Annotated in this window: 13 protein-coding genes; 7 read left to right on the top strand and 6 right to left on the bottom strand. The window is 25.6% G+C overall.

The features are described from left to right. The first annotated feature begins 4 nt into the window (after positions 1-4). A complete protein-coding gene (gene asnS, locus DM815_RS00565; protein ID WP_110508547.1) occupies positions 5-1429 on the top strand; it encodes an asparagine--tRNA ligase in 1425 nt (474 codons plus the stop codon). A gap of 3 nt (positions 1430-1432) precedes the next feature. Beyond that, positions 1433-2932 (top strand): RNA polymerase factor sigma-54, encoded by a 1500-nt coding sequence (gene rpoN / locus DM815_RS00560; protein ID WP_110508545.1) that lies wholly within the window; start codon positions 1433-1435, stop codon positions 2930-2932. 2 nt (positions 2933-2934) lie between these two features. Here the strand turns inward: rpoN and DM815_RS00555 are convergent, their stop codons facing one another. The 6 genes from DM815_RS00555 to DM815_RS00530 form a co-directional block, all read right to left on the bottom strand. Further along, the gene (locus DM815_RS00555) at positions 2935-4290 is read right to left on the bottom strand and encodes an aldehyde dehydrogenase family protein (RefSeq protein WP_110508543.1); all 1356 of its coding nucleotides are present in this window, start codon (positions 4288-4290) and stop codon (positions 2935-2937) included. Positions 4291-4321: 31 nt separating this feature from the next. Further along, positions 4322-4768, bottom strand: a complete 447-nt coding sequence (locus tag DM815_RS00550) for a SufE family protein (protein WP_110508542.1) — start codon at positions 4766-4768, stop codon at positions 4322-4324. A 43-nt stretch (positions 4769-4811) separates the two neighbouring features. Continuing rightward, positions 4812-7097 (bottom strand): 5-methyltetrahydropteroyltriglutamate--homocysteine S-methyltransferase, encoded by a 2286-nt coding sequence (gene metE, locus DM815_RS00545; RefSeq protein WP_110509352.1) that lies wholly within the window; start codon positions 7095-7097, stop codon positions 4812-4814. 102 nt (positions 7098-7199) lie between these two features. Further along, positions 7200-8405: a putative sugar nucleotidyl transferase gene (locus tag DM815_RS00540; RefSeq protein WP_110508540.1), complete on the bottom strand. Its 1206-nt coding sequence runs from the start codon at positions 8403-8405 to the stop codon at positions 7200-7202. Between the two features lie 24 nt (positions 8406-8429). Then, positions 8430-8684, bottom strand: a complete 255-nt coding sequence (locus DM815_RS00535; protein WP_110508539.1) for a type B 50S ribosomal protein L31 — start codon at positions 8682-8684, stop codon at positions 8430-8432. Then, a complete protein-coding gene (locus DM815_RS00530; RefSeq protein ID WP_110508537.1) occupies positions 8653-9792 on the bottom strand; it encodes a 3-oxoacyl-ACP synthase III family protein in 1140 nt (379 codons plus the stop codon). Before DM815_RS00530 ends, DM815_RS00535 begins: the two co-directional genes overlap by 32 nt. Before the next feature lie 102 nt (positions 9793-9894). Between DM815_RS00530 and DM815_RS03165 the strand changes: the two genes are divergently transcribed. From DM815_RS03165 to pnp, 5 genes are all read left to right on the top strand, one after another. Beyond that, complete coding sequence (locus tag DM815_RS03165; protein ID WP_235610017.1) at positions 9895-10119, top strand: class I SAM-dependent methyltransferase; 225 nt, start codon at positions 9895-9897, stop codon at positions 10117-10119. After that, complete coding sequence (locus DM815_RS00525) at positions 10070-10636, top strand: ubiquinone/menaquinone biosynthesis methyltransferase (RefSeq protein WP_235610016.1); 567 nt, start codon at positions 10070-10072, stop codon at positions 10634-10636. Before DM815_RS03165 ends, DM815_RS00525 begins: the two co-directional genes overlap by 50 nt. A 22-nt stretch (positions 10637-10658) precedes the next feature. Beyond that, positions 10659-12164, top strand: a complete 1506-nt coding sequence (locus tag DM815_RS00520; protein WP_110508535.1) for a GH3 auxin-responsive promoter family protein — start codon at positions 10659-10661, stop codon at positions 12162-12164. A 73-nt stretch (positions 12165-12237) separates the two neighbouring features. After that, complete coding sequence (rpsO, locus tag DM815_RS00515; protein WP_110508533.1) at positions 12238-12507, top strand: 30S ribosomal protein S15; 270 nt, start codon at positions 12238-12240, stop codon at positions 12505-12507. A gap of 129 nt (positions 12508-12636) precedes the next feature. After that, entirely contained in the window at positions 12637-14784 is a 2148-nt protein-coding gene (gene pnp / locus DM815_RS00510; protein ID WP_110508532.1) for a polyribonucleotide nucleotidyltransferase, read from the top strand. The last annotated feature ends 16 nt before the right edge of the window (positions 14785-14800 follow it).

Raw genomic sequence — 14800 nt, 5'->3', positions numbered from 1 at the left:
TTTCATGATAAAAAAATATTCGATTAAAGAATTATTGAATAAAGGGGAAACTTTTTTATCTAAAAAAGTTTTAGTGGAGGGATGGATACGCTCTTTTCGAAATTCTATTTTTATCGCATTAAACGATGGATCTACAATTAAAAATATTCAAATCGTTTTATCTAAAAAAATAGATAAAAACTTGATAAAAAAAATAACAATTGGAACATCTATTAAAGTTATAGGAATCATAAAAGAAAGTATAGGGAAAAAACAATCTATAGAAATTATATCTTTTTATATAAGTATATATGGAGAAGTAGATTCCAAAAATTTTCAAAAATCTATTTTACAACCTAAAAAACATAGTTTAGAAAAACTTCGTAAACAAGCACATTTGCGTTTTCGTACAAGTATTTTTAGTAGCATTATGCGTATACGTCACCATATAGCTTTTTCTATACACAAATATTTTCATGAACATGGATTTTTTTATATAAATACTCCAATTATTACTACTTCAAATTCTGAAGGAACTGGAAATATGTTTCAGGTTACAACTATGGATTTAAAAAATATTCCATGTGTAAAAAGAGGGAATATAATAGATTATAAAAAAGATTTTTTTCAATGTAAAACCTATCTTAGTGTATCTGGACAATTAGAAGCAGAAACGGCTTCTTTATCTTTGGGAAAAGTCTATACTTTTGGACCTGCTTTTCGTGCAGAAAATTCCAATACTTCACGACATTTATCCGAATTTTGGATGATAGAACCAGAAATTGCCTTTTATCATTTAGAAGAAAATATGAATTTAGCAGAAGATTTTTTAAAATTTATCATACGATATATTATTGAAAATTGTGTAGAAGATTTATCCTTTTTAAAAGAAAATATAAAAAAATGGAATCAAGAGGAAAATTCTTCCATTCTAGAGAAACTAGAACTTATATTAAAATTTCCGTTTAAAAGGATTAGTTATACTGAAGCTATAAAAATTCTTGAAAAAAAAAATAAAAAAGAAAAATTTTTTCATCCAGTAATTTGGGGTATGGATTTAAAATCAGAACATGAACAATATTTAGTGAATGAACATTTTCAACATCCTGTAATTGTTTTTGATTATCCTTCCTGTATTAAAGCTTTTTACATGCGTATAAATAACGATGGTAAAACAGTTAGAGCTATGGATATTTTGTTCCCAAAAATAGGAGAAATAATCGGAGGATCTCAAAGAGAAGAACGTTATGATCTTTTATTGAAGCGTATGAAAGATACAAAAATAGATGATAAAAAACTTTGGTGGTATTTAGATACACGTCGTTTTGGTTCTGTTCCTCATAGTGGATTTGGTTTAGGATTTGATCGTTTAGTTCAATTTATTACAGGAATGAAAAATATTAGGGACGTCATACCTTTTCCAAGGACACCAAATAATGCAGAATTCTAAAACATGTTAAAACAAAAATTATTACAAAAAGGAAAACAAAAACTTTCCCCCCAGCAAATTAAGCTAATGAAATTGGTTCAATTATCCACTTTGGATTTTGAACAAAGAGTAAAACAGGAATTGGAAGAAAATCCAGCATTGGAAATGGAAGAAGATGTATTGAATTCTATGAGTAGTAGTGAAGAAGATGAAAATTCAGATATATCAGAAAATATGATGGATTCTGATCTTTCAGAAGATCAAAATTCATCCATAGATAGTTATGAAATAAATATTGATGAATACTTAAGTGATGATGAAATTTTAGATTTCAAAAATAATATACCCAATCAAAATTATAGTGAAAAAAAATATATACCCATAGTTTCTGGAATTACTTTTCAGGAATATTTAAAAAATCAATTGCATACTTTTCGTTTTTTAAATAAGGAAGATTTATTGATATCAGATTTTATAATAGGAAATATAGATGAAAACGGATATATAAGAAGAAATCTACCTTCTATAGTAGATGACATATTTTTGATACTTGGAATATCTGTTACTGAAGAAAAAATTGAAAAATTGCTTTTAAATTATATACAAAAACTAGATCCTATAGGAATAGGAGCTAGAGATTTACAAGAATGTATTCTTCTACAATTAGAAAATAAAAAAAAATCACCAGAGGTTAATCTTGCCAAAGATATTATACAAAATAATTTTGAATTTTTTACAAAAAAACATTATCAAAAACTGCAAAATAAATTAAGAATAACAAGAAAAAATTTAAGAAAAGCTATTGATCAAATAGAAAAATTGAATCCAAAACCAGGAAAAATATATTCTGAAAATACTAAAAATTTAGATCATTTAATTCCAGATTTTACTATTTGTATAGTAGATGGTAAGTTGGAATTATCTCTAAATCATAGAAATACACCAGAACTAAAAATATCTTCCTTATATTTAGATATGTTAAGATCTTATAAGTATTCAAAAGGAAGAAATCTGAAAAGAAATGATAATAATACTATTTTTTTTATAAAACAAAAAATAGATTCTGCTAAATGGTTTGTTGACTCGATAAAACAACGTCAAAATACATTAATGTTAACGATGAACGCTATTATGGATTATCAAAAAGAATATTTTTTTACTGGAGATCCATACAAAATAAAACCTATGATTTTAAAAAATATATCCCAAAAAATTGGAGTAGGTATATCCACGGTTTCTCGTGTTGCTAACAGTAAATATGTAAATACTCCATACGGCACTTTCTTGATAAAAAGTTTTTTTTCTGAAAAAATGATTAATGAAGATGGAAAAGAAATTTCTTCCATTGAAATCAAGAAATTATTAGGAGAATATATTGAAAAAGAAAATAAAAAAAGACCACTTACTGATGAAAAATTATCAAAAATTCTCAAAAAAAAAGGATATATAGTGGCAAGAAGAACTGTAGCTAAATACAGAAATAAAATGAAAATTTCCGTTTCAAGAATGCGAAAGATTTTATGATTTTATTTTTTTATAATAATGGTTTTCCAATTAGAAAATTCTTTTATGGATAGAACAGAAAGTTCTCTTCCATATCCAGATTTTTTGACTCCTCCAAAAGGGAAACGAGGATCTGATTTTACAATTTCATTTACAAATACCATTCCAGTATTTATTTTTTTGGATAATATTTCTGCTTTTTTTAAATCTTTAGTCCATATAGATGCTCCTAAACCATAACATGTAGCATTAACAATAGAAGGAATTTCTTTTTCATTATAAAAAGTATAAACTAATCCTATTGGTCCAAATATTTCCTCTGAAAAAAAGAAATTATTATCTTCTATCTTTAATAAAGAAGGAGAAAAAAAGTTTCCATTTCTTATAGTTTCTAAGCATATTTTACCACCATTAGAAATAATGGTCTTATATTGTTTATACAATTTTTCCGATAAATCTGAACGAGATATATAACCAATCTTAGTAGATTCCTCATATAAATCCCCTTTATGATATTTTTTCATTTCTTGAATAACGACATCTATAAAATCATTGACAATAGAATGATCTATAATAAAACGTTTAGCAGAAATACAGGATTGTCCTGTATTATTCAATCTAGACTCTGTAGCCAATTTTGCCGTTTTTTGAATATTATTTACATCTTTCATGACAATAAAAGCATCATTTCCTCCTAATTCTAAAACCGATTTTTTAATATACTTACCTGCTAAATGTCCTATATGACTCCCAGTTAAATGACTTCCTGTAAAGGAAACTCCTTGTATGATAGGGTTCCCTATTACTAATTCTATTTTAGGGATGTCTATTAAAAAAACTTGAAAAATCCCTTTTGGAAACCCAGATTCAATAAATATTTTTTCTAAGAGAATAGAACAACCTGCCGTATTTATAGAAGGTTTAAGAATAATTACATTTCCTAATAAAATATTAGGAATCGCATATCTTATGATTTGCCAAATAGGATAGTTCCAAGGCATAATCCCTAATATAGGACCTATAGGTTCAAATCGAATATAAGACTTTTCATATTCAGTATAGATATTTTTAAAAAAAATAGATTCTTCTAAATCAGCATAATATTTACACAAATTGATACTTTTATTTACTTCTATACGTGATTGCGTTATAGGTTTTCCCATTTCTTGAGTTATTAAATACGATAAAATATCTAAAACATCTTGTATGGAAGATGTTAGTTTATTAATATATTCAATCCTAGAATAAAAAGAAAGATATCTCCATTCTTCATATGCTTTATTAGCTACAGTAAGTTTATCATTAATTTCTTTATCCTCTATAAAAGAATAAGTATTTAATATATTATTATCGACAGGATTAATAGTTTGGAACCTCATAATTTTTTTTTATAAAAGAATGGTAAAATTTCTATGGGGTTTTACCATTCAATCTAACAGAAATTTTTTCATTAAAAGCTATTGCATAAAACTTAATTTTTTTTAAAAATAAAAGTATACCATTAGCACGAATTGGAGATAAAAATGTTCGAAATCCTATTTCAGAAATAAAATTGGCCTTAGATGAAATAATTTCAAATGGAAAATGTCCTGAATATATACGAATCATAAGAGCGACCATTCCTCTAGGTAAAAGAGCATCACTATCTGCATCAAAAAAAACACGAACTCCTCTTAATTTAGCTTCTAACCAAACCTTAGATTGACATCCATGAATTAATTTATCTTCGGATCTAAAAATATCGGATTTTTTTGATAATTTTTTTCCTAAATCGATAATATATTCATATTTTTCCTCCCAATTCTTTAGAAGAAATAATTCCTTTTTAATTTTTTCCTCTTTATTCTGTAACGTCATTTCAAAAATTTTACAAAATAAGATATTCTGGATACTTTATCATCTAATTGATCAATTTTTTTCGAGCTATTTTTGCCGATTCGGTCATATTTTTAAGTGATTTTATTACTTCCTCCCATCTTCTAGTTTTTAATCCACAATCTGGATTAATCCAAATATTTTTAATTGGTATTTTATTAGAAGCTTTTCGAATTAAATCGAATATTTCTTCTACAGTAGGGATTCTTGGAGAATGAATATCATATACTCCTGGACCGATTTCATTCGGATAAGAAAATTCTGAAAAAGCCTTTAATAACTCCATTTTAGATCTAGAAGTTTCTATAGTAATAACATCGGCATCTAGATCGGCTATATGTTTCAATATATCATTAAATTCACTGTAACACATATGTGTATGAATTTGTGTTTCATCTTCTACTCCACTTGAAGAAAGACGAAAGGCTTTAATAGACCAATTAAAATAAGAATTCCAATCTTTTTTTTTCAAAGGTAATCCTTCTCTAATAGCAGGTTCATCAATTTGAATAATCTGAATTCCAGATTTTTCTAAGGATTTTACTTCATCTCTAATAGCCCAAGCAATCTGATAGGCCGTAGTAGAAATAGGTTGATCATCTCTAACAAAAGACCACTGCAAAATAGTTACAGGTCCGGTTAACATTCCTTTCATTAATTTATCTGTTTTAGACTTCGCAAAACATATCCACTTTACAGTCATATCACTCATCCTACTTATATCTCCATAAATAACAGGAGGTTTTACACAACGACTTCCATAACTTTGGACCCATCCATTTTCAGTAGAAAGAAAACCTTTTAGTTTTTCTGAAAAAAATTCAACCATATCATTTCTCTCAAATTCTCCATGTACTAAAACATCTAAATTTATTTTTTCTTGTTTTCGAATAACATCTATAATAAATTCTTGAATTTTGTTCTCATATTCTTCTTTACTTAACTTTTTTTTTCGGAATTTACTTCTTAAATTCCTAATTTCTTTTGTTTGAGGGAATGATCCAATAGTTGTAGTTGGAAATAAAGGTAGATTAAATTTTTTATGCTGTTTTTTTTGACGAATCCTAAAAGGACTTTTTCTTTTTATATCTTTCCCTTTAATTTTTGTCACTCTTTCTTTAACCTTTTTATCATGAAAAATAAAAGAAGTTTTTGTTTTTTCCAAAGAATCCAAATTTTTTAGTAAAATGGATTCATTTCCTTTTATAATATTTTCTAAATCGCTTAATTCATAAATTTTTTGTTTAGCAAAAGACATTCTTTCTTTGATATCCATATGAATAGAATATTCGTATCCTATATCTATAGGTACATGTAAAAGAGAACAATTAGGTGCAATCATAACTCTTTTTTCTCCTAATATTTTTATGGATTTTTCAATTTTTTTAATGGAATGAACATAATTATTTTTCCAAATATTTCTTCCATCGATTAATCCTAAAGATAAAATCGTTTTTTTATCTATTAAAAAATCTAAGATTTTTTCTAATTGTTCTGGATCTTCTATTAGATCAATATGTAAAGCTGGTATAGTAAGATTTTTAAGAAGAAAAATATTTTCTGAAATTCCATCAAAATAGGATGTTAATAAAATATTTATTTCCGAACAAATTTTATATATTTCTTGATAAGCATATTTAAATGCTTCTATTTCTTTTTGAGATAAATCTAAAACTAAAATTGGTTCATCTATTTGAATCCAAGTAGCTCCTTGATCCTTTAATTTTTTAATTATTTGTATATAAACGGGGACAATATTTTCAATTAAATCCATTCTATGAAATGAATTTTCTTTTTCTTTTCCTAAAAAAAGATAAGTAACAGGACCTATCAAAATAGGTTTTGGAATTTTTTTTACCACTTTCTTTACTTCGTCAAATTCATCAAATATTTTTTTGGATAAAATATAGAATTTTTGATTTTTGTAAAATTCTGGAACTATATAATGATAATTAGTATTAAACCATTTAGTCATTTCCATAGCCTTTATATCCCATCCATCTCTTTGAAAACCTCTAGCCATGGAAAAATAAAGATCTATATCATGGATCATAGGAATTGAAGAATAAGATTCTGGAATAGATCCCAATAAGAAAGACATATCTAGAACATGATCGTAAAAACTAAAATCATTACACGGAATCAAATCTAAACCAGCATTTTCTTGTGTTTTCCAATTTTCTTTTCGTATTTTATAACCAATATTAAATAAATCCTTCGATCCTATATTATTGGACCAATAATCTTCACAAGATTTTTTCAATTCTCTTTGTATTCCTATTCTAGGATAACCTAAATTATGTTTCAGCATAAAATCATTTTTATTTATATTAAAAACCAAATAACCAATTTTTAGAAAAAATTCATATTATAATCCTATTTATATTTTGTATTTTCTAAGGTAAAAAATAAGTTATATTTCATCATTCATCGAATGATATAAATATTCTAAAATTTCTTTATCTAAAAGAGAAAAAGAAATATTTCTTCTATTCATCATTATCTCAGCGGTTTCACAAACCTTTCCAAAAGGAATTACTTTTTTTATATTTTGTATTCCTCCTAAAGAAAAAGAAGGAATATATCTAGGAGGAAATCCATATCCAAAAATATTTGTATTTACACCTACTATTGTGGCTGTATTAAATTGAGTATTAATTGAAGATTTTGAATAATCTCCCATGATCATACCAAAAAATTGCACATCAATAGGAAAAAAGCTTTTTTTTTCGTAATTCCAAACTTTAACTTTAGAATAATCATTTCTCAAATTAGAAATATTTGTTCCAGCTCCCAAATTACACCATTCTCCCAAAACCGTATTTCCCAAAAACCCATCATGAGCTTTATTAGAATAAGAAAAAATAACAGAATTTTTTATCTCGCCTCCTACTTTACAATAAGGACCAATGGTAGTCCCCCCATATATTTTAGATCCCATATTTAAGGTTGTATTTTTACAAATAGCGACTGGTCCTCTAATCATAGATCCCTCCATGATTTGAACTTCTTTTTCAAGATAAATTGGACCAAATTTTGCATTTAATACAATATTTTCTGTTGTCATATCTTCTTCTAAAAAAATTTTTTCTTTAGAAATAAGGTGATTATTTCCAAATAGAGAAAAAGAATTTTTTCCTTTTGTTAAAAAATTAAAATCTTGTTTTAATAGAATTTCATTGTTTATAAATATATCCCATGGGTATTGAATATAAATAACCTCGTTAATATGATATATTTTTTTATATTTTTTTAAAAATGGAGTATCTATTCTATAAAAAAAAAGGGATTTTCGTACAGCTACCATTTTTTCTTTAAAAAAGATAGCCTCATTTTCTTTTAATTCAAAAATTATTTGAATCAATTTTTCATTGGGAATAAATGAAGAATTGATTAGTAATATATTTTTGTGCCTCCCCTTTTTTTTTTCTATTCCAAAAGAATATTTTTTTGAAAGAAATGGTTTTGTAAGTACAAAAGCTTTTCCTCCAATATACCTTTCCCATCTTTCTCTTATTGTAAAGATTCCTAATCGAATTTCTGATACAGGTCTAGTAAATGTTATAGGAAGTAAATTTTTCCATTCTTTATTACCATCATATAATATGAAATAATCCATATATAAGATAATTTATATTTGATATTAAAATTTTTTATATTTTTCGTATTTTTTCTTAAATTTTTCTGCTGGTCCTGTTTTCCCTAAAAATCTTTTTTCTCCAGTAAAAAATGGATGAGAATAACTGGATATTTCCATTTTATATAGTGGATAAATAGATTCATCTATTTGAATGGATTCTTTTGTATTTACGGTAGATCTGCAAATAAATAGAGTTTCGTTGTTAATATCTTTAAATACAACAGGTCTATAATTTTCTGGATGTATTTTTTTTTTCATAATATTTTTTAATTTTTTTTTTAGGAAAACGATAAATCATTCCATTAATATTCATTCCTGCTCCTAATGAAGCCATTAATATGGTATCTCCAGGATTAATTTCATGAGGAGGCATCTTTCTTTGAATAATTAAATCCAATAGTATCGGAACAGTTGATACAGAATTATTTCCAAACTTTTGAATAGTCATTGGCATTAAATTTTTACAAAAATCTTTGTTTGAAGATGAATACTTATACAATTTCAACAATCTTTTTAAAATAGCATAATCCATTTTTGCATTAGCTTGATGAATAAGAATCTTGTTAATATCCTTAATATGCCAATTAGCATGATCTAGTATACTTTTTAGCATATTTGGAACTTCTTTTAATGCATATTCATAAATACGTCTTCCATTCATTCTAATATTCACTAAAGATTTTTTATAATTGGGATTCAAAGAAGGGCCATTAGTTAAATAATATAGTTCTTCATTATTATTGCACTGAGAGTCATAATGAATAATTCCTTGATTTTCTTCTTCTATTTCTATAGAGGATAAAACGGCTGCTCCCGCTCCATCTGAAAAAATCATAGAATTTCTATCATGCGGATCTATTACTTTAGATAAAGTTTCAGAACTAGTAATCAAAATATTTTGAGCGTTTTTAGATCTTAAAAGTTGATCCGCCAATATCATCCCTTCTATCCATCCTGGACAACCAAAAATCATATCATATGGACGACATTTTTTATTTTTTATTTGAAGTTTATTTTTCACTTTAGAAGCTATAGAAGGCATTATATCAGATTGTAAAGAAATAGGATTAATATCTCCATAATTATGGGCAGAAATAATATAATCTATTTTTTCTTTATCAATTTTAGAATTGATCAAAGCTCTTTTTCCAGCTATAGAAGCTATATCAGAATTGAATAAGGAATTATTTATATATCTTCTTTCTTCTATTTCTGTAATTTCTTGAAATTTTTTGATAATTTCTTCATTAGATTTTTCAATTTTTAATCCTTTTTTATCGTAAAATGTATGTTTTAAAAAATGATTATTCCTTATAATTTTTTTTGGTAAGTAGTGTCCAGTTCCTGTAATTATTGATCGAATCATTCTTTGTTTAATAAAAATAATAACTAAAAATAAAAAGTAAAAAAAAGAAAATTCTTTAAAAAGAATCGTTTTTCTTAACTTAAGTAAATTTTAATTCATATTATGAACAAAAATTCTCTTTTATCAGAAGATAAATTAACAAAAATGTTCGATAAAATATCTTCAAAATATGATTTTCTTAATCATATTTTATCTTTTGGAATAGATATACTATGGAGAAAAAAAGTAATAAATTTGCTAACCACTATTAAAAAAAAAAATAAAAAAAATATTAGATTTGGCTACTGGAACTGGAGATTTAGCTATTTTGCTAGCGAAAAAATTTAGAAATGCTTCTATTATAGGTTTAGATCCTTCTGAAAAAATGCTAAAAATAGCAAAGGATAAAATAAAAAATAATTCTTTGGAAAAAAGAATAACCCTAATTCGAGGTTATTCACAAAATATTCCTTTTGAAAAAAATACTTTTGATGTAGTTACTATTGCATTTGGAATAAGAAACTTTCAATACCTTCATCTTTCTTTCAAAGAAATATATAGGATTCTAAAGCCTTTAGGAATTTTAGAAATTTTAGAATTTTCCAATCCTTCGAATCCTTATATAAAAATATTTTATAATCTTTATTCTCATTCTATTTTAACTAAAATAGGAAATTTTATCTCTAATAACCATTTTGCTTATAACTATTTACAAGAATCTATTAAATATTTTTCTTATTATGGGAAAAAAATGAAAAAACTTTTAAAATACCACGGATTTAAAACTTATTCTACAAAAGAATTGACTTTTGGAATTGTTTCTATTTATTTATCCAAAAAAATTGGTTCAAAAATTTATTTTTGATTGATTAAAAAATTCCATCATAATGAAATATTTATCTGGATATTTAACATCTTCTTTTATAAAAAAAAGAATAAAAAAAATAGAATCGATCATACGATATCCAATAGAAATACAACATAGGTTAATCCATCAAATGATGGTTTATGCAAAAAATACAGAATTTGGAAAAAAATATGGATTTCGAGATATTAAAGAATATAAACAATTTTCTGAAAGAATTCCTGTATGCAATTATATAGATTTAATTCCTATCATTAAAAGAATTCGTAAAGGAGAAAAGGATATATTATGGCCTGGAAAAGTAAAATGGTTTGCTAGATCTTCTGGAACTACCAATACAAAAAGTAAGTACATTCCTGTTACTAATTTTTCTATGCATGATTGTCATTACAAAGCAGGAAAAGATATGCTCTCTATATATATTCATAATCATCCAGGAACAAAAGTATTCTTTGGGAAAGCTCTACGTTTAGGAGGAAGTCATGAATTATGTAAAAATTACAACACTTTTTATGGAGATTTGTCATCCATTTTAATAAAAAATCTTCCATTTTGGGCAGAATATATTAGTATTCCTAGAAAAAAAATAGCCTTAATGAGTGAATGGGAAAAAAAATTAGAAACTTTAGTAAAAGTAACTGCATCCAAAGATGTTCGTATTTTATTAGGAGTTTGTTCTTGGTTATTAATTTTTTTAAATCGATTATTAAACGAATTCAATAAAAAAAAAATAAATGAAATATGGCCTAATTTAGAAGTTATATTCCATGGAGGTGTTAGTTTTAATCCCTATATAAAACAGTATAATGATTTATTTACCCATCCTATAAATTATTATAATGTATACAGTGCATCCGAAGGATTTTTTGCCGTACAAGACCAAAAAAACGTTGAGGGTCTTTTACTTTTATTAGATCATGGAATTTTTTATGAATTTATTCCTATGGAAGAATTCCATAACCCTTATCCAAAAATTATTCCTATTGATAAGGTAGAATTAAATAAAAATTATGCTTTAGTCGTTTCTACCAATGCTGGATTATGGAGATACATAGTTGGAGATACTATAAAATTTACTAGTATATCTCCATATCGGATATCTATTTCCGGAAGAACAAATCATTATATAAATTCTTTTGGAGAAGAATTAATTATAGAAAATGCAGAAATAGCTTTAAAAAAAACTTGTTTGAAAACAAATTCTATTATTCATGAATATACAGCCGGACCAATTTACATGAACAAAAAAAATTCAGGAGCTCATGAATGGATTATAGAATTTAAAAAACCTCCAGAAGATTTATCCTATTTTCGGGATGTTTTAGATAATGAATTAAAATTATTGAATTCTGATTATGAAATTAAGCGATATAAAAATATAGTTTTACGTCCTCCTATTATATATATAGCTAGAACTGGATTATTCTACGATTGGTTAAAAATTCATAAAAAACTAGGAGGTCAAAATAAAGTTCCTCGTTTATCTAATGATAGAAAATATCTAGATTCTATACTTAAATTAAAATAAAGTAAAAGTATAAATATATATTTCTAAAATATTTTTAACTTTATCAGATTAAAGATATTGTATTATGTATTTAATGTATTTAACTGAAAATAAAAAGAAAGAAATATTTAAAACGTATGGAACTTCTGTTTTGGATACAGGATCTTCTCAATCTCAAATAGCTTTATTCACTTATCGGATTAATCATTTAAGTAAATACCTAAAAAATAATAGAAAAGATTTTAATACAGAAAGATCACTAATAAGATTAGTAGGAAAAAGAAAAAAATTATTGAAATATATAGAAAAAAAGGATATAAATAGTTATAAAAAAATTATAAAAATCCTAGGATTAAGAAAATGATCAAAGATCATTACATACAGAACATACAGATAATTTCTTTTCATATCATTCATACTACACACATAATAAAAGAAACGTAATTTTTATTATTTCTTTTTTTTTTAAAAATCCAAAAGTAAAAAATAAAACATGTTAGATACAGTAAAGGAAATTATCTCTCTAGGAGATGGACGTACTATTATTATAGAAACAGGAAAATTAGCTAAACAAGCAGATGGTTCAGCTATCATACGTATAGGAAATACAATATTATTAGCTACTGTAGTAGTTTCCAAAGAAATAAATAATGAAACCCATTTTTTACCACTAACAGTAGATTATAGAGAAAAATATTCTGCAGGAGGTAAAATTCCTGGTGGATTTATAAAAAGAGAAGGAAGACCTTCTGATGAAGAAATTTTGACAATGAGATTGGTAGATCGTGTTTTAAGGCCTACTTTCCCTGAATCTTTTCGAAAAGAAATACAAATCATGATATCTTTATTATCATACGATAAAACAGTTTTACCAGATGGATTAGCTGGACTAGCTGCTTCTACAGCATTATCTATTTCTGGAATTCCATTTAATGGACCTATATCAGAAATTCGTATCATACGTGTAAATGGAAAATTTATTCTAAATCCAAGTTTAGATCAATTGGAAAAATCTGATATAGATCTAATAGTAGGAGCTTCTACTAATTCCATTATTATGATAGAAGGAGAAATGAAAGAAATCACAGAAGATGAATTTATTAACGCGGTTACTATAGCTCATCAAGAAATTAAAATTCAAATAAAAGCCCAAAACAGATTGGTAGAAAAACTACTACAACTAAAATCCAAGAATCCTTTCTTTTCATTTTATGAAAATAATAATATAGAAGATCCATGTTTATTGGAAAAAAAAACTATGAAAAAAAAACTTTTTTCTTTTTCATACGAAAAAATTTACAAATTATATAAAAACTTTTTGGATAAAAAAACCAGATCTATTCAAGAATATAAAATATTAAATAATTTTAAAAAAAAATTACCTATAAATGATAGAGAAAAAAATGAAATTTTTATAGATCAATGTTTTGAAGAAATAAAAAAAAAAATAACCAGAAATATGATTTTAGAAGAAGGAATTCGGTTAGATGGAAGAACTAATAAAAAAATACGAGAAATATGGAGTATTGTGGATTATCTTCCTGGAGTTCATGGTTCTGCTTTATTTTCTAGAGGAGAAACTCAATCATTAACTACAGTAACATTAGGATCCTCTTTAGATGCTAATAGAATTAATAATGTAATCATGGAAAATCAAGAAAAATTTTATCTACATTATAATTTTCCTCCTTTTTCCACAGGAGAAATACGTCCAATTAGAGGTGTATCTAGACGTGAAGTAGGACATGGAAATTTAGCACAACGTGCATTAAAAAATGTTATACCTGATAATCCTTATACGATTCGTGTAGTATCGGATATTTTAGAATCTAATGGATCTTCTTCTATGGCTACAGTTTGCGCAGCAAGTTTAGCATTAATGGATGCAGGAATATCTCTTGAAAAACCTGTTTCCGGTATTGCTATGGGATTATTTATAGATAAAGAAAAAAAAGTTATTTTATCTGATATTATGGGAGACGAAGATAGTTTTGGAGACCTTGATTTTAAAATAACAGGAACAAAATATGGAATTACAGCATGTCAAATGGATGTAAAAAAAATACAAGGATTCACCTATGATCTTTTAAATCAAATTTTAATACAAGCTTTAGAAGGACGTATGTTTATTCTAAAAAAAATGCTAGAAACTTTACCTATATATAGAAAAAAATTGAAACCTAATGCTCCTAAAATATATACTTTCAATATCCCAAAAAATTTTATAGGTTCTGTAATTGGTCCTGGTGGAAAAGTTATTCAAGAAATACAATCTTGTACAGAGACAAGTATTTTAATTGAAGAAAAAGGGAATATGGGTTATATTGAAATTATAGGAAAAGATTATAAAAAAATGGAGGAAGCAGTTCATAGAATTAAAGAAATTACTTTTGTACCTGAAATCGGAAAGGTTTATAAAGCAAAAGTAAAATCTATCAAAGATTTTGGAGCTTTTGTTGAAATATCTAAAGGAGTGGAAGGATTGTTGCATATTTCTGAAATAGGATGGAAAAGACTAAGTAATATAGAAGACGAATTACACATTGGAGATATCATAGATGTAAAATTTATGGGAATTGATAATAAAAATAAAAAAATGAAACTTTCTAGGAAAGTACTTTTACCTCATCCTAAAAAATGAGTAAAATAATAAAAAA

The organism is Blattabacterium sp. (Cryptocercus kyebangensis) (assembly GCF_003226855.1).
Lineage (GTDB): Bacteria > Bacteroidota > Bacteroidia > Flavobacteriales > Blattabacteriaceae > Blattabacterium.
This window is presented reverse-complemented; position numbering and strand designations above follow the sequence as displayed.